General features: G+C 53.5%; 13 protein-coding genes. 6 read left to right on the top strand and 7 right to left on the bottom strand.

Translation table 11 applies throughout. The features are described from left to right. The first annotated feature begins 9 nt into the window (after window positions 1–9). From parC to ftsP, 3 genes are all read left to right on the top strand, one after another. A complete protein-coding gene (gene parC / locus SK38_RS18700; RefSeq protein WP_003828391.1) occupies window positions 10–2268 on the top strand; it encodes a DNA topoisomerase IV subunit A in 2259 nt (752 codons plus the stop codon). A 195-nt stretch (window positions 2269–2463) separates the two neighbouring features. Beyond that, window positions 2464–3201, top strand: coding sequence for a 1-acylglycerol-3-phosphate O-acyltransferase (gene plsC, locus SK38_RS18695; protein WP_003024540.1), 738 nt, complete (start codon window positions 2464–2466; stop codon window positions 3199–3201). Window positions 3202–3272: 71 nt separating this feature from the next. Beyond that, on the top strand, window positions 3273–4685 hold the full coding sequence (ftsP, locus tag SK38_RS18690; protein WP_008785819.1) for a cell division protein FtsP: 1413 nt from the start codon (window positions 3273–3275) through the stop codon (window positions 4683–4685). A gap of 16 nt (window positions 4686–4701) precedes the next feature. Here the strand turns inward: ftsP and SK38_RS18685 are convergent, their stop codons facing one another. Next, window positions 4702–6177 (bottom strand): TrkH family potassium uptake protein, encoded by a 1476-nt coding sequence (locus SK38_RS18685; RefSeq protein WP_048236773.1) that lies wholly within the window; start codon window positions 6175–6177, stop codon window positions 4702–4704. Window positions 6178–6376: 199 nt separating this feature from the next. Between SK38_RS18685 and SK38_RS18680 the strand changes: the two genes are divergently transcribed. Continuing rightward, a complete protein-coding gene (locus SK38_RS18680) occupies window positions 6377–8548 on the top strand; it encodes a YgiQ family radical SAM protein (RefSeq protein WP_003024532.1) in 2172 nt (723 codons plus the stop codon). 103 nt (window positions 8549–8651) lie between these two features. On the opposite strand, the gene SK38_RS18675 is transcribed toward SK38_RS18680, so the two are convergent. The 4 genes from SK38_RS18675 to yqhD all read right to left on the bottom strand — a co-directional run bounded on the left by SK38_RS18675 (window position 8652) and on the right by yqhD (window position 13010). Continuing rightward, a complete protein-coding gene (locus tag SK38_RS18675; RefSeq protein WP_008785817.1) occupies window positions 8652–9107 on the bottom strand; it encodes an HIT family protein in 456 nt (151 codons plus the stop codon). Window positions 9108–9151: 44 nt separating this feature from the next. Next, the gene (locus tag SK38_RS18670) at window positions 9152–10606 is read right to left on the bottom strand and encodes a DASS family sodium-coupled anion symporter (protein WP_003828381.1); all 1455 of its coding nucleotides are present in this window, start codon (window positions 10604–10606) and stop codon (window positions 9152–9154) included. Between the two features lie 188 nt (window positions 10607–10794). Then, window positions 10795–11622 (bottom strand): 2,5-didehydrogluconate reductase DkgA, encoded by an 828-nt coding sequence (gene dkgA / locus SK38_RS18665; RefSeq protein ID WP_008785816.1) that lies wholly within the window; start codon window positions 11620–11622, stop codon window positions 10795–10797. A 224-nt stretch (window positions 11623–11846) separates the two neighbouring features. Beyond that, window positions 11847–13010, bottom strand: a complete 1164-nt coding sequence (gene yqhD / locus SK38_RS18660; RefSeq protein WP_048215537.1) for an alcohol dehydrogenase — start codon at window positions 13008–13010, stop codon at window positions 11847–11849. Between the two features lie 194 nt (window positions 13011–13204). Between yqhD and SK38_RS18655 the strand changes: the two genes are divergently transcribed. Further along, complete coding sequence (locus SK38_RS18655; RefSeq protein WP_048215538.1) at window positions 13205–14104, top strand: AraC family transcriptional regulator; 900 nt, start codon at window positions 13205–13207, stop codon at window positions 14102–14104. Between the two features lie 70 nt (window positions 14105–14174). Here the strand turns inward: SK38_RS18655 and yghB are convergent, their stop codons facing one another. Both yghB and metC read right to left on the bottom strand, forming a co-directional pair. After that, the gene (gene yghB, locus SK38_RS18650) at window positions 14175–14834 is read right to left on the bottom strand and encodes a DedA family general envelope maintenance protein YghB (protein WP_003024510.1); all 660 of its coding nucleotides are present in this window, start codon (window positions 14832–14834) and stop codon (window positions 14175–14177) included. 131 nt (window positions 14835–14965) lie between these two features. Then, window positions 14966–16153, bottom strand: a complete 1188-nt coding sequence (gene metC / locus SK38_RS18645) for a cystathionine beta-lyase (protein WP_032945009.1) — start codon at window positions 16151–16153, stop codon at window positions 14966–14968. A 250-nt stretch (window positions 16154–16403) separates the two neighbouring features. On the opposite strand from metC, the gene exbB reads away from it, so the two are divergent. After that, the gene (gene exbB, locus SK38_RS18640) at window positions 16404–17138 is read left to right on the top strand and encodes a tol-pal system-associated acyl-CoA thioesterase (protein ID WP_003024507.1); all 735 of its coding nucleotides are present in this window, start codon (window positions 16404–16406) and stop codon (window positions 17136–17138) included. Window positions 17139–17140 lie beyond the last annotated feature (2 nt).

The following is a 17140-nucleotide window of genomic DNA, read 5'->3' as shown; positions in this document are numbered from 1 at the left end:
CCACGATTAATGAGCGATATGGCAGAGCGCCTGGCGCTGCATGAATTCACGGAAAACGCCTATCTGAACTATTCCATGTACGTCATCATGGACAGGGCGTTGCCGTTTATTGGCGATGGTTTGAAACCCGTTCAGCGTCGCATCGTATACGCGATGTCCGAACTGGGGCTGAATGCCAGCGCCAAATTTAAAAAATCCGCCCGTACCGTCGGTGACGTGCTGGGTAAATACCATCCGCACGGCGACAGCGCCTGCTATGAAGCGATGGTGCTGATGGCGCAGCCGTTCTCTTACCGTTACCCGCTGGTTGACGGGCAGGGGAACTGGGGGGCACCGGACGATCCGAAATCCTTCGCGGCGATGCGCTATACCGAATCCCGTCTGTCTAAATATGCGGAAGTCCTGCTGGGCGAACTCGGTCAGGGAACGTCGGACTGGGTGCCAAACTTCGACGGCACCATGCAGGAGCCGAAGATGCTGCCTGCTCGTCTACCAAATATTCTGCTGAACGGCACGACCGGTATTGCCGTTGGTATGGCAACGGACATTCCGCCACATAACCTGCGTGAAGTGGCAAAAGCAGCGATTACTCTGATTGAGCAGCCGAAAACGACGCTGGATCAGTTGCTGGATATCGTGCAAGGGCCGGATTACCCGACCGAAGCGGAGATTATTACTTCGCGCGCGGAAATTCGTAAGATTTACGAGAATGGACGCGGCTCCGTACGTATGCGTGCGGTATGGACGAAAGAAGACGGCGCGGTGGTGATTTCCGCGCTGCCGCATCAGGTTTCCGGGGCAAAAGTGCTGGAGCAGATCGCTGCTCAAATGCGCAATAAAAAGCTGCCGATGGTAGACGACCTGCGCGACGAATCGGATCACGAAAACCCGACCCGTCTGGTGATTGTCCCACGCTCTAATCGTGTGGATATGGAGCAGGTGATGAACCACCTGTTTGCCACTACCGATCTCGAAAAAAGCTACCGTATCAACCTGAACATGATCGGTCTTGATGGTCGTCCGGCGGTGAAAAACCTGCTGGAGATCCTCACCGAATGGCTGGCGTTCCGCCGCGATACCGTGCGTCGCCGCCTGAATTATCGTCTGGAAAAAGTGCTCAAGCGCCTGCACATCCTTGAAGGTTTGCTGGTGGCGTTCCTCAACATTGACGAAGTCATCGAAATTATTCGTCATGAAGATGAACCTAAGCCTGAGCTGATGTCGCGGTTTGGCATTTCTGAAACCCAGGCTGAAGCCATCCTTGAGCTGAAATTGCGCCACCTTGCCAAACTCGAAGAGATGAAAATCCGCGGTGAGCAGGATGAGCTGGCGAAAGAGCGCGATCAGTTGCAGGCCATTCTGGCTTCCGAACGTAAAATGAGTAACCTGCTGAAGAAAGAGCTGCAGGCCGATGCAGACGCCTATGGCGACGATCGTCGTTCTCCGTTGCAGGAGCGCGAAGAAGCGAAGGCGATGAGCGAGCACGACATGCTGCCATCTGAGCCGGTGACCATTGTGTTGTCCCAGAGTGGCTGGGTGCGTAGCGCGAAAGGCCACGACATCGATGCGCCAGGATTAAGCTATAAAGCGGGCGACAGCTTTAAGTCGGCAGTGAAGGGTAAGAGCAACCAGCCGGTGGTGTTCGTGGACTCGACCGGACGCAGCTATGCCATCGACCCGATTACGCTGCCGTCGGCGCGCGGTCAGGGTGAACCGCTGACCGGGAAGCTCACGCTGCCGCCAGGCGCGACGGTTGAGCACATGCTGATGGAAGGCGACGATCAGAAACTGCTGATGGCCTCCGATGCGGGCTATGGTTTTGTCTGTACCTTCAATGACCTGGTCGCACGTAACCGTGCGGGTAAGGCGTTGATTACGCTGCCAGAAAATGCGCGCGTGATGCAGCCGGTGGTGATTGAAGATGAAACCGACATGCTACTGGCTATTACTCAGGCTGGCCGCATGTTGATGTTCCCGGTGAGCGATTTACCGCAGTTGTCGAAAGGCAAAGGGAACAAGATCATTAATATCCCTTCAGCGGAAGCGGCGAAAGGCGAGGATGGCCTGGCGCAACTTTACGTGCTGCCGCCGCAGAGCACGCTGACCATCCACGTCGGTAAGCGCAAAATCAAACTGCGTCCTGAAGAGTTGCAGAAAGTGACCGGAGAGCGCGGCCGTCGCGGCACGCTAATGCGTGGTCTGCAGCGTATCGACAGCATTGAGATTGACTCGCCTCGACGCGCCAGTCACGGCGACAGCGAAGAATAACGCTACCGTCCGGCTCTCCCTGTTAAAGCCCAGGGAGAGCCAACGTTAAAAATTCCCGTGAAACCGTTGTTTATTCGTGCGTTGCGATTAACAATACGCTTTTCCAGAGAGCCGCCCTTAACAAAGCCCTAACCTGATACCGCGTGATGAATCAGGTGACGTAAAATACCAGGCTCTTAGGCCTTAGAGGTTGTTATGCTATATATTTTTCGTTTAATTATTACTGTTATTTACTGCGTTCTGGTCTGTATTTTCGGTTGCATATACTGTCTGTTCAGCCCACGAAATCCAAAACATGTTGCAACGTTCGGCCATATGTTTGGCCGCCTGGCTCCCCTTTATGGCCTGAAGGTCGAGTGCCGCATGCCGGCAGACGCGCAGAACTATGGTAATGCTATCTATATTTGTAACCATCAGAACAACTATGACATGGTTACCGCTGCGAATATCGTTCAGCCGCCGACGGTGACGGTAGGTAAAAAAAGCCTGCTGTGGATCCCTTTCTTCGGGCAGCTGTACTGGTTAACCGGTAACCTGTTGATTGACAGAAATAACCGCGCTAAAGCGCACAGCACCATTGCTGCCGTGGTGAATCATTTCAAAAAACGTCGCATTTCTATCTGGATGTTCCCTGAAGGGACGCGTAGCCGCGGTCGCGGTCTGCTGCCGTTTAAAACCGGCGCGTTCCATGCAGCGATTGCTGCTGGTGTCCCGGTCATTCCGGTGTGCGTTTCCACAACCTCGAACAAGATAAAACTCAATCGACTCAATAATGGTCTGGCAATTGTCGAGATGTTGCCACCGGTGGATATTAGCCACTTTGGGAAAGATCAGGTTCGTGAACTGGCAGCGCATTGCCGCACGCTGATGGAACAAAAAATCGCAGAACTCGATAAAGAAGTTGCTGAGCGGGAAGCCGCCGGTAAGGTTTAATCCGCGCAATTCGGGTTTTTTACAGGAAATGACTTCCTGCGTGTTAATAGCCAGTTTTTTATGGAGTTTATATGTCATTCAGTCGGCGTCAGTTCATTCAGGCATCGGGGATCGCACTGTGTGCAGGTGCTGTTCCGCTGAAGGCTAATGCTGCCGGTCAGCAACAACCGTTACCCGTGCCTCCGCTGCTGGAATCCCGCCGGGGGCAGCCGCTATTTATGACGCTGCAACGTGCGCACTGGTCCTTTACACAAGGCACGCGCGCACCTGTCTGGGGAATTAACGGCCGCTATCTGGGACCGACAATCCGCGTCTGGAAAGGGGATGACGTCAAGCTTATCTACAGCAACCGTCTGACTGAAAATGTCTCGATGACCGTCGCCGGGTTACAGGTACCTGGCCCGCTGATGGGCGGCCCGGCGCGCATGATGTCCCCGAATGCTGACTGGGCGCCGGTGCTACCGATTCGCCAGAATGCCGCCACGTTGTGGTATCACGCTAATACGCCAAATCGTACTGCTCAGCAGGTCTACAACGGTCTTGCCGGGATGTGGCTGGTTGAAGATGAAGTGAGTAAATCACTGTCTATTCCCAACCACTATGGCGTGGATGATTTTCCGGTCATTATCCAGGACAAGCGGCTGGACAACTTTGGCACGCCGGAATACAGCGAGCCCGGCAGCGGTGGTTTTGTCGGTGATACGCTGCTGGTCAATGGGGCGCAAAGCCCGTATGTCGAAGTCTCCCGCGGCTGGGTGCGCTTGCGTTTGCTGAACGCTTCAAACTCGCGTCGTTACCAGCTGCAAATGAGCGATGGCCGTGCGCTGCATGTGATTTCCGGCGATCAGGGTTTTTTACCTGCGCCTGTTTCGGTGAAGCAGCTCTCGCTGGCACCGGGCGAGCGTCGTGAGATCCTGGTGGATATGACTAACGGTAATGAGGTCTCTATCACCTGTGGTGAGGCGGCCAGTATTGTCGACAGGATCCGCGGGTTCTTTGAGCCCTCCAGTATTCTCATCTCCACGCTGGTATTGACGTTGCGCCCGACAGGTCTTCTGCCGCTGGTGACTGACAGCCTGCCAATGCGCCTGCTGCCAACGGAAATCCTCAGCGGTTCGCCGATTCGCAGCCGTGATATCAGCCTGGACGACGATCCTGGCATCAACGGTCAGCTGTGGGACGTCAATCGTATGGATATTACTGCCCAGCAGGGCTCCTGGGAGCGCTGGACGGTGCGGGCGGATATGCCCCAGTCCTTCCATATTGAAGGTGTTTCGTTCCTGATCCGTAATGTGAATGGCGCGATGCCGTTCCCGGAAGACAGAGGCTGGAAAGATACTGTCTGGGTTGATGGCCAGGTTGAATTACTGGTTTATTACGGACAGCCTTCCTGGGCCCATTTCCCGTTCTACTTTAATAGCCAGACGCTGGAAATGGCGGATCGTGGCTCAATTGGACAGATGTTGGTGAACCCGGCACCATAATGCGCCGGGGTTTTCGTTACGCCCGCCAGAACATGCGCGAGAACAGGATCAGAATGGGGTAAATCTCCAGACGCCCCATGATCATGGCTGCACACATCAGTAGCTTTGCTTCCTCGTTTAAGGTACCAAACGTCGTGGCAGTGACGCCAAATCCTAGCCCCATATTGTTGATGCAGGCGGCGACGGTGGCGAAAGAGGAGAAGAGATCGTAGCCCATCAGATTGAGCGCCCAGATAAAAAAGCTAGTGAACAAAACGTAGAGAAAGAAAAAGCTCCATACCGAACGCACCACCCGGTCACTTACCACGCTATTGCCCACTTTGATATTCAGCAGGGCGCGAGGGTGCGCGAGCTGGTGTAACTCCTGGCGGCACTGCTTGAACATAATCAAAAAGCGCAGCACCTTAATCCCCCCGCAGGTCGAACCCACACAACCGCCGAAGAAACTGGCGCTGAGCAGCATGAAGATCGTGTGCGAAGGCCACTGCGCGTAATCCGCCGTCGACAGGCCATTATCTGTCAGCATCGAACTGGCCAGAAAAAAAGCATGCACCAGGCTGTCCGTTAATCCGTACATGCCTGCCCGCCAAACTTGCCAGGTGGCGATCAGAGTGACCACCAACGCAATAAGCAAAAAGAAACGCAATTCGGCATTACGACGAAAGGGTTTGAAGGTACGTTTCACGATAGCAACGTACCAGAGGGTGAAGTTAAACGCAGACAGCAGTGAAAATACCCCGGCGACAAGCTCAATGGCATGGCTGTTATAAAAGCCGATGCTCTCGCTGCGAGTGGAAAATCCGCCGAGAGAGACCGTCGACAACCCGTGGCATAAGGCGTCGAAAAACGACATCCCGGCAGCCCAGTAGGCCAGAGTACAAATAAGACCCAGAATGACATAGGTCATCCACAGCGTGCGTGCAGTATCAGCAAGTCTTGGCGTGAGGCGTTCTTCTTTAAAAGGGCCCGGCATTTCAGACTGATACAGCTTCATGCCACCAATACCCAGCAGAGGCAATACCGCCACGGCGAGGACGATAACACCCAGACCGCCAATAAAATTGAGCTGAGCCCGATAGTACAGATACGACTTCGGCAAGGCGCTGACGTCATCAATCACCGTTGCGCCTGTAGTGGTAATCCCAGAAACTCCTTCAAACAGGGCATCCGCAAAAGAGAGGTTTAAGCCATCGTCCATCCACATCGGCATCGCGCTGATAAACGAAAACAATAGCCAGAACAGGACGATAATGACGAAACCATCCCGGGTGCGCAGTTGAATCCCCGCATGTTTGGTTGCCAACCACGCCCCGCCGCCGAGGGTGAAGAAAGTCATAAACGTGCTGAAAAAAGCGAACAAGCTCCGCTCTTTGTTTAACAAAGCGATGAGCATCGGTGGCAGCATAGAAAAGCTGTAGAGAAGAACCAGAAATCCGCACAGGTGAACAACAACCCGTAACTGGGAAATATGCAGTGAATCGTTGAGTCGCAATGAAAAATCCCCCGCCGAAAAAGAGTTATCTCAGTTGGCCGGCATGGTCTTAATTATGATCGATAAAAATGATCGTCGTAAAATTTAACAATTTATATAACTTTCTACTGGTCTGGTTCAGACTCCACTTCATTTCTTGCCGACATACAGCGTATAATCCTCGGCCTTTGATTATTTTTTTACCATTTTTGGAAGCATTATGAGCGCAATATCCCTGATCCAGCCGGACAGAGACCTTTTCTCCTGGCCGCAGTACTGGGCTGCCTGTTTTGGCCCGGCACCGTTTTTGCCGATGTCACGCGACGAAATGGACCAACTTGGCTGGGATAGCTGCGACATCATTCTGGTTACCGGCGATGCATACGTCGATCATCCCAGCTTTGGCATGGCAATTTGCGGACGTATGCTGGAAGCACAAGGCTTTCGCGTAGGGATTATCGCCCAGCCGGAGTGGAACAACAAAGACGATTTTATGCGTTTGGGTAAACCGAACCTGTTCTTTGGTGTGACCGCAGGCAACATGGACTCGATGATCAACCGTTACACCGCCGATCGCCGACTGCGCCATGACGATGCCTACACACCGGACAACGTTGCGGGCAAACGTCCGGACCGCGCCACGCTGGTCTATACCCAGCGCTGTAAAGAAGCATGGAAAGATGTGCCGGTTATTCTCGGCGGTATTGAGGCCAGCCTGCGCCGTACCGCGCACTATGACTACTGGTCCGATACCGTTCGTCGCTCTGTTCTGGTGGATTCCAAAGCCGACATGCTGATGTTCGGCAACGGCGAACGTCCGCTGGTGGAAGTGGCGCATCGTCTGGCGATGGGCGAAACCATCGATCAGATCCGCGACGTGCGTAACACTGCTATTATGGTTAAAGAAGCGCTGCCGGGCTGGAGTGGGGTGGATTCCACGCGCCTCGACACGCCGGGTAAGATTGACCCGATCCCGCATCCGTATGGTGAAGATCTGCCGTGTGCTGACAACAAGCCGGTCGCACCGAAAAAGCAGGAAGCGAAAGCGGTAACCGTACAGCCGCCGCGCCCGAAACCGTGGGAAAAAACCTACGTGCTGCTGCCGTCCTTCGAAAAAGTGAAGGGCGATAAAGTGCTGTATGCGCATGCGTCGCGTATCCTGCACCACGAAACCAACCCAGGCTGTGCGCGTGCGCTGATGCAAAAGCACGGCGATCGCTACATCTGGATCAACCCGCCAGCCATTCCGCTCTCTACCGAAGAGATGGATAGCGTCTTTGCGCTGCCGTACAAACGCGTGCCGCATCCGGCGTATGGCGACAGCCGCATTCCGGCCTATGAGATGATCCGTTTCTCGATCAACATTATGCGTGGCTGCTTTGGCGGCTGTTCGTTCTGTTCGATCACCGAGCACGAAGGTCGCATCATCCAGAGCCGCTCTGAAGACTCGATCATCAATGAAATCGAAGCCATTCGCGACACCGTTCCAGGTTTTACCGGCGTGATTTCCGACCTCGGCGGCCCAACGGCGAACATGTATATGCTGCGCTGTAAGTCACCGCGCGCGGAGCAGACCTGCCGTCGTCTGTCATGCGTCTACCCGGATATCTGTCCGCATATGGACACCAACCACGAACCGACGATTAACCTTTATCGTCGTGCGCGTGATTTGAAAGGCATTAAAAAGATCCTCATCGCTTCGGGCGTGCGTTATGACATCGCGGTTGAAGACCCGCGCTATATCAAAGAACTGGCGACCCACCACGTTGGCGGCTATCTGAAGATTGCGCCAGAGCATACCGAAGAAGGCCCGCTGTCGAAGATGATGAAGCCGGGGATGGGCAGCTACGATCGCTTTAAGGAATTGTTCGATACCTACTCTAAACAAGCGGGTAAAGAGCAGTACCTGATCCCGTACTTTATTTCCGCGCACCCGGGTACGCGTGATGAAGATATGGTGAATCTGGCGTTGTGGTTGAAGCAACGTCGTTTCCGTCTGGATCAGGTGCAGAACTTCTATCCATCACCGTTGGCGAACTCCACAACCATGTATTACACCGGGAAAAACCCGCTGGGTAAAATTGGTTATAAGAGTGAAGATGTGGTGGTGCCGAAAGGTGATAAGCAGCGTCGTTTGCATAAAGCCCTGCTGCGTTACCACGATCCAGCAAACTGGCCGTTAATCCGCCAGGCGCTGGAAGATATGGGTAAAAAGCATCTGATCGGCGGTCGTCGCGAATGTCTGGTCCCGGCGCCTACGCTGGAAGAGATGCGAGAAGCGCGTCGCCAGAACCGTCATACTCGCCCGGCATTGACCAAGCACACACCGGTGGCGCATCAGCGCCAGACGCCAGCCGCAAACAAAAAACGCGGGAAAGTGGCAGGGCGCTAATCTGCCTTGCCCGGTGGTGAAACGCTTATCAGGTCTACGAATAGCACGATTTTGTAGGCCGGATAAGGTGCTTGAACCGCCATCCGGCAGAGAGACTCAGTATTTATGCTTCACGAATTCTGGCCGCTAATGCGGCCAGTTTTGCATCATCCGCCCGTTCATGATCGTGTGAAGAAAGATATCCTTCATACTGCTCGAAAAATTTGTTCTGCCGCGCTTCAATCGGTTTCCAGTGGGTTAGATCGCCAGTGCCATGCATGGGGCTTAATTTGCTGTGCACATGGTCTACGCCGAAACCTTCGAAGAACATCCCCGTACGACTGACATCCGGGAAAGCCTTATCCAGTTTCTTAGCCACTTTTTGGGTCGCCAGCATCAGATCAGCCAGTGCCTGCGGCGGCATATCGAAGGCATAGCTGGGATAATGCTTTTTCGGGATCACCACGGTAAAACCGTCGGTGTTCGGGAAAATCGACAGAAAAGCCAGATGATGCTCGTCTTCCCAGACCTTATGGCAGGGTGCTTTACCTTCAACTATTTGACAGAAAATACAGGTCATTCCTTTTCTCCGCAGGTAAGGTGATTCGTCAGGACGCAGTCAGTTTAGTACAGACCCAACACCTTCCACCACATCAGACCCACGGTGATAAACACCGCCTGGTTAAACAAGCTGATGATAAATCCTGTACGCCACCAGACGCCCGTTGGAACGTACCCGGCACCAAACAGGATTGGACCGCGAGCATGGGTGTACTGGGTGAGCGAGCAGTACAAACTGCTGGTGAAGGCCAGCATTAATGCCGTGGGGGCTGCTGGAATATTCAGATGCAGGCCGACACCAAGGAAAACGGCGTACAGCGCGGCAATCTGTGCATTACCGCTGGCAAAAAAGTAGTGGGTATAGAAGTAGGCAGCGTTCAGCAGCAGCAGGACGATCACCCAACTGGTACCGTGCATAGTACTGCTCAGGCTATCGCCGATCAGATTGCCAAACCAGGTGGTGAAGCCCAGTTTTTTCAGTTGGTTCGCCATCATCAACAGCGCGGCAAACCAAATCAGTGTGTCCCATGCGCCTTTCTCGCTCTTCACATCTTCCCAGCTCAGAACGCCGCTTAGCAATAAAATGGACAGTCCCACGAACGAGGCAGTGGTGGCGTCGACGCCTAACGTATCGCCAAAAATCCACAGCACCAGCAGTACGCCGACGGTAGCCAGCATCAGCCATTCGCCGCGAGACATACTGCCCATTTCCGCCAGCTCTTTGCGCGCCAGGTTAGGGGCATCCGGCGTGTGTTTAATTTCCGGGCGCACGATCCAGTAGACCAGCAGTGGAACCAGCAGTAAGGACACCAGGCATGGCAGCAGCGCCGCCATAAACCAGCCGCCCCAGGTCAGCGTGACGCCCGCATTGGCCGCCAACTTCACCGCCAACAGGTTGCCGGTATAGCCGGTCATAAAGAGCGCGGCGGTGACGTCGTTGACGTTGCCAATACAGGTGATAAGAAAGGTACCGATTTTACTGCGGGACTCATCTTCCGGGTTCGAATGGAAACTGCGTGCCAGAGAGTCAGCAATCGGATAGATGACGCCGCCGCAGCGTGCTGTATTACTCGGCATTGCCGGGGAGAGGATCAGATCGGCAAAGGCCAGACCATAGGCGAGTCCCAGCGTGCGCTTGCCGAGCAGACGGATCATCTGCAGCGCAATGCGTCGTCCGAGGCCGGTTTTGATAAACCCGCGGGCAATCATAAAAGCCACGACGATAAGCCAGATAAGTGAACTGTTCAGCTCACTCAGTGCCGTGGTGATAGCGCCGCTGGCGGTTTTATCCCCGGCGGCATAGGCGAGTGCAAAAACCGTAATCCCAATAATGCCGACCGCGCCGATGGGTAAAACTTTTGCCACGATAGAGGCAATAGTCGCGACGAAAATGATTGCCGAATGCCAGGCTGGCGCACTTAGCCCGGAAGGTGGAGTAAGCTGCCACAGTCCGGCAGAAATGAATATTATAAGAATTAATGGGAGCCATTTGACTCCGCTACTTTTTTTCTCAGTCACGTTTACGCACCTATGGATATGGTGAATGTATTCATCAAATAAATATATTTATTTAATAATTAACAGGTTATATTGCGTAATGCTGCTCCAGCGACTGCAAGAAATACATCAATATATGTGTGTGAATTGTTTCCTGATATTTCAAATCAGTAAAGGCCCGACGAGAGTGTCGGGCTGGAGGGAAGGGGTTAACCGCCGAACTGATCCGGGTCTGGCCCCAGACGTTTGCCCTGATCGAGTTTCGCGATTTCGCCTAATTCGTCTTTATCCAGGCGGAAGTCCCAGACGTTAAAGTTTTCTGCGATACGCGCAGGGGTGACCGATTTTGGAATCACCACCAGCCCGCTATCTAGGTGCCAGCGGATGACAATCTGCGCCGGTGATTTGCCATATTTCTCAGCGAGGTCACGGATGATCTTTTGATCAAAGACGTCTTTGCCGCCCTGCGCCAGCGGGCTCCAGGATTCGGTCTGGATTTTATGCGTTGCGTTCCAGGCGTGCAGTTGGCGCTGTTGCATAAGCGGATGAAGTTCGATCTGGTTAATCACCGGAGGTACGCCGGTTTCATCCATCAACCGCTGGAGATGATTGATCTGAAAGTTGCACACGCCGATGCTCTTAATCAGCCCTTCTTTTTGCAGGTCGATCATGTTTTCCCACGCTTCAACGTAGTGGTCGATCGCCGGAACCGGCCAGTGCATCAGGTATAGATCGAGGTAATCAAGTTGGAGTTTTTCCATGCTTTCGAGCAAGGCTTCCCGGGGGCGTTTTTGGTCATCATTCCACAGCTTGGTGGTGATGAATAACTCGTCCCGTGGTACGCCAGCATCGCGTATTGCTTTGCCGACACCTTCTTCGTTTTTGTACGCCGCAGCGGTATCAATTGAGCGATACCCTACTTCCAGCGCTTTATGAATGGCGGTGATGACTTCTTCGTTGCTTGCCTTCCAGACCCCCAGGCCCAGTTGTGGCATGACGTTACCATCCTGTAGCTTGATAATGGTTGGACCGGTCATAATTCCCCCCCACACTTAATCCTTCAGGCTGCCTCTTTGTTGGCTGCTTGCGTTTACCCCGGTCACGTACTTATGTACGCTCCCGGGGATTCACTTAATTGCCGCCTCGATGCATCATGAATGATTGGGTGTAAATTGAGTTCACCGGAGCAAGCCCCGGTGAGTTAGGTGTGACTTAAGCCTGGTATAAATACCCAAAAACGAAAGGCGGAGGTTAAAAAACCTTAGCGGGCAGCTTCGTAAATCCGACGGCTGACTTCAAGCGTAATATCCTGATGTTCGCCCAGTTGCGTACCCCCGTGTGCTTCCAGTTTTTCCAGCAATGCCGGGATGGAGCTACCGTCCAGGCCATAGTCAGACAGGCGAGTGGGTACGCCCATTTGTTCGAAGAAAGCACGGGTAGCGGCAATGGCAGCGTCGATGCGCTGGTCGTCGGAACCTTCGGTGATATTCCAGATACGCTCTGCGTATTGCAGCAGTTTGGCACGCTTGGTATCACGTTTTTCATTCCACAGCGCTGGCAGAACGATGGCCAGCGTTTGAGCATGATCCAGACCGTGCATTGCGGTCAGTTCATGGCCCAGCATATGCGTTGCCCAGTCCTGCGGTACGCCTGCGCCAATCAGGCCGTTCAGCGCCTGGGTTGCCGCCCACATGACGTTCGCACGCACGTTGTAGTTTTCCGGCTCCTGCAAGGCTTTCGGACCTTCTTCTACCAGCGTGAGCAGAATGCCTTCGGCAAAGCGATCCTGAATTTTCCCGTCTACCGGATAAGTCACATACTGTTCCACGGTATGAACAAAAGCATCCACAACGCCGTTTGCAACCTGACGCGGCGGCAGGGTGTAGGTGTAAACCGGATCCAGAACGGCAAACACTGGCTGCACAAACGGGGTCATAAAGGCCAGTTTATCGCCGGTGGTTTTACGCGAAATTACCGCGCCGGAGTTAGATTCAGAGCCGGTTGCAGGCAGGGTTAATACGGATCCCATCGGGATGGCGCTTGTTACGTCGTTGCCATGGGTTTCCAGAATGCGCCATGGATCGATGCCGTCAGCGTACTGTGCCGCTGCCGCGATGAATTTGGTGCCGTCCAGCACTGAACCGCCACCTACCGCCAGCAGAAACGTCACTTTCTCATCACGCACGATTTTTACTGCGTTCATCAGCGTTTCGTAAGACGGGTTTGGCTCGATACCGCCAAACTCCAGCACATCCAGGCCTTTCAGCGCGTCCTGAACCTGTGCCAGGACGCCAGTTTTTTTCACGCTGCCGCCGCCATAGGTAACCAGTACGCGAGCGTCCTGAGGAATTTGATCGCGCAGCTCAGCAATCGCGCCTTTACCAAACAAAATACGTGTTGGGGTATGGAGATTAAAGTTGTTCATTGCTCGTTCCCTTTGGTGGGTAATAAAAGAGGGCAGGTGAGTGTCTGCCGGATGATGAACATTGTGGTCGCCCGCCGCGCTGCTCTCAATGCTCATTTCTGCCGATGTCTTGCCCATTTCTACAGACTGCTGGAGAAAACGGATAAATCTGCGCATTATGTCAGGGTCGAAAACCGATGATGAAATGGTGCCCCATGAACCGTGATGAGATCTGTCTTCTGCTGACAGATAAAATTAAGCAGCTGAAAAACAATGAAAATAGACTTAACGAACTGCTGCCAGATGTCCGCCTGCTACACGGTACGGAGCCGGCGGCGCGTACACCGGTCATGTATCAGCCAGGCATCATATTTCTCTTTTCGGGACATAAAATTGGTTACATCAATGAGCGCGTATTTCGCTATGACGCCAACGAATACCTGCTGCTAACCGTACCTTTACCCTTTGAATGTGAAACCTATGCGACGCCGGAGGTTCCTCTGGCCGGTATTTATCTGAATGTCGATATCCTGCAATTGCAGGAGCTGTTGATGGACATTGGGGAAGACGAGCTGTTCCAGCCCGCCATGGCGGCCAGCGGGATTAACTCTGCAACGCTCTCTGACGAAATTCTCTGCGCTGCTGAGCGCCTGCTGGATGTGATGGAGCGACCGCTGGATGCGCGCATCCTGGGGAAACAGATTATTCGCGAGATCCTCTACCATGTGCTGACCGGACCGCGCGGCGGCGCGTTACTTGCGCTGGTCAGTCGCCAGACGCATTTCAGTTTGATAAGCCGGGTACTGAAGCGGATTGAAACCAAGTACACCGAAAACCTCAATGTAGAACAGCTGGCGGCAGAGGCGAACATGAGCGTGTCGGCGTTTCATCATAATTTTAAAGCGGTGACCAGCACGTCGCCGCTGCAATATCTTAAGAGCTATCGCCTGCATAAAGCACGGATGATGATGGTTCACGATGGGATGAAGGCCAGTGCGGCTGCCATGCGCGTCGGCTATGAGAGCGCATCGCAATTCAGTCGGGAGTTCAAACGTTTCTTTGGTGTAACGCCGGGGGAAGATGCGGCAAGAATTCGTATGATGCAGGGGAGTTGATTTCTTGTAGGCCTTAAAGCCGCGCGCCATCAGGCATAATGCCGGGAATTACCCCGGCTACGGATAATACTCAGGCGCTACAGTATTTTTTTTTAATCACCACGAACAATGTTCCCAACAATCCTGCGGTTAACAGGGCAATCGGCAGGATCATTAGAAAGGTCATCACCTGATCTTCATGGCGTTTAACGAACGGGATCATGCTCAGCGCATAGCCGAAACTGGTGACGACGGTGACCCACAGCAGGCCACTCAGCCAGTTAAAAAACTGGAACCGACGGTTAGGAAGCCCTGAAATGCCCGCCATCGTTGGCAGCAAGGTGCGAACAAACGCCAGGAAACGCCCTGCCAGCAGCGCCATCAGACCGTGTTGGTCAAACATGCAGGTCGCGCGCTGATGGTATTTTTCCGGTAATTGCGCCAACCAGCCTTTCACCGTGCGCGTGTTGCCTAGCCAGCGTCCCTGAATATAACTCAGCCAGCAGCCCAGACTGGCTGCGGCCGTCAGAATAGCTATGGTAGGTAAAAAACTCATCACGTCCTGAGCGATCAGCGCTCCTGCCAGTAATAACAGGCTGTCTCCGGGTAAAAAGGAGGCGGGCAGCAGGCCATTTTCTAAAAACAGCGTGGCGAACATGACGAAGTACACCACGCTCACAACGTGCGGATCCGCCAGTGCGGCAAAATCGTGTTGCCAGAGCGCGGAGACAATATCTTGAATGACTACCATGGACTTTCCTGTGGAACAGCGTTTATGTGTGGATTGTACTCCTGAATTGCCCGGGATGCCTTGATCCCGGACGCAACAATTGCAGACTTTTCCACCAGAAGTGTCTGCATATATGTCCATCTGTGGCAATTTTACTCGATTCGGGCAAATCCTGCGGCCAAATCGGCAATCAGATCGTCAACATTCTCTAAACCGATATGTAAACGGATGAGCGTTCCGCTGAAATCCACCTCGCCTTGCGGACGGATTGCCGCAATGTGTTCCGGCTGGTTGGCGAGAATCAGCGACTCAAAACCGCCCCAGGAGTAGGCCATACTGAACAGGCTGAAGTGATCCAGATACGCAGCAAGCTCCTCATTATTGAGCTTCTTATTCAATACAAAGGAGAACAGGCCGCTGCTGCCGGTAAAATCACGCTTCCAGAATTCATGCCCTTTACTGCCGGGCAGTGCCGGGTGGTTCACGCGGGCGACCTGCGGATGGCTGGCCAGCCACTCGGCGACCTTTAAGCTGCTTTCATGGTGCTGACGCAGGCGAACGCTCAGCGTACGCAGTCCACGGCTGGTCATATAGGCGGTATCGGCGTCCAGCATTTGCCCCATCAGATAGGCATTTTCGCGCAGTTGATCCCAGCAGCGGGCATTAGATACCGCCGTGCCGACCATGCCGTCAGAATGACCAATCAGATATTTGGTGCCTGCCTGAATAGAGATATCAATGCCAAAATCCAACGCTTTGAACAGCACCCCGGCAGCCCAGGTGTTATCAATCATGATGATTGCATCCGGCGCGACGCTTCTGACGGCGGCAACAATAGCTGGAACATCATGCACTTCCATAGTGACAGAGCCGGGAGATTCCAGAAATACGACTTTCGTGTTCGGCTGTATGTGCTTAACGATATCGGCGCCAACCAGCGGATCGAACCAGCCGGTGGACACGCCGAGCTTGCCGAGAATTTTGGTGCAGAAATCCTGACTGGGTTCATAGGCGGTATTGGTCATCAGCACATGATCCCCTTGCTCCACAAAGGCAAGGATGGTGTTGGCAACGGCCGCCGCACCGCAGGGGAAGAGCGCGCAACCCGCACCACCTTCCAGTTCGCACATCGCTTCCTGCAGAGAGAAATGCGTCAGGGTTCCGCGACGCCCATAGAAAAGCGCACCGTTCGCCCGGTTGTGCGTGGCCTGTTTTTTGGCCTCTACGGTGTCAAATACCAGCGAAGAAGCGCGCTGGATCACGCTATTTACCGAGCCCAGCGTGTACTTTTTACTGCGTCCTGCGTGAACGAGTTTGGTTTCAAGTTGTTTATCTGCCATGTTGTCTTACCTGTTTTTATACGTCTGGATGTCTAAACTACCATGAATCAAAGATGACGCATCCTGCAGAACGGTCATACAGTAGAAAATAATCTCAAAATGCTTCTGGTGACTTTTTTACTGCGTAAGCGCAAGGAAAAGAAACCAAAGGTGCGGCAATATGTAAATAGTAATGAGAACGACTATCAATTCGACGTCGTTTTGATATGATTACGCTCAGATTTTGTGATTTGCGTCCTGGAGATACAGAGTGGGTAATAATTTGATGCAGACGGATCTTTCCGTCTGGGGTATGTATCAGCACGCCGATATCGTGGTTAAGTGCGTGATGATTGGGCTGATTTTGGCGTCAGTGGTCACCTGGGCTATCTTCTTTAGTAAGAGCCTTGAGTTCTTTACTCAGAAACGCCGCCTTAAGCGTGAACAGCAACTGCTGGCGGAAGCCCGCTCTTTAGATCAGGCAAGTGAAATTGCCGCAGGATTCGATGGCAAAAGCCTGGGCGCACAGTTGATTAACGAAGCGCAGAACGAGCTGGAACTGTCAGAAGGCAGCGACGATAACGAAGGCATTAAAGAGCGTACCGGCTTCCGTCTGGAGCGTCGTGTGGCGGCGGTAGGTCGTCATATGGGCCGCGGTAACGGATACCTGGCCACCATCGGGGCTATCTCTCCATTCGTCGGTCTGTTCGGTACCGTATGGGGCATCATGAATAGCTTCATCGGGATTGCACAAACTCAAACGACCAACCTCGCCGTTGTTGCGCCGGGTATCGCAGAAGCGCTGTTAGCGACCGCAATTGGTCTGGTTGCAGCAATTCCAGCGGTTGTTATCTACAACATTTTCGCACGTCAGATTGGCAGCTATAAAGCGATGCTGGGCGATGTCGCGGCACAGGTGCTGTTGTTGCAAAGTCGCGATCTGGACCTGAATGCAAGCGCATCCGCGCATCCGGTACGTGCAGCGCAGAAATTACGTGTAGGATAATG

Source organism: Citrobacter sp. MGH110, from assembly GCF_001037515.1.
GTDB lineage: Bacteria > Pseudomonadota > Gammaproteobacteria > Enterobacterales > Enterobacteriaceae > Citrobacter > Citrobacter portucalensis.
Note: the sequence above shows the minus strand (reverse complement) of the source record. Positions and strands in the feature narration are given on the sequence as shown.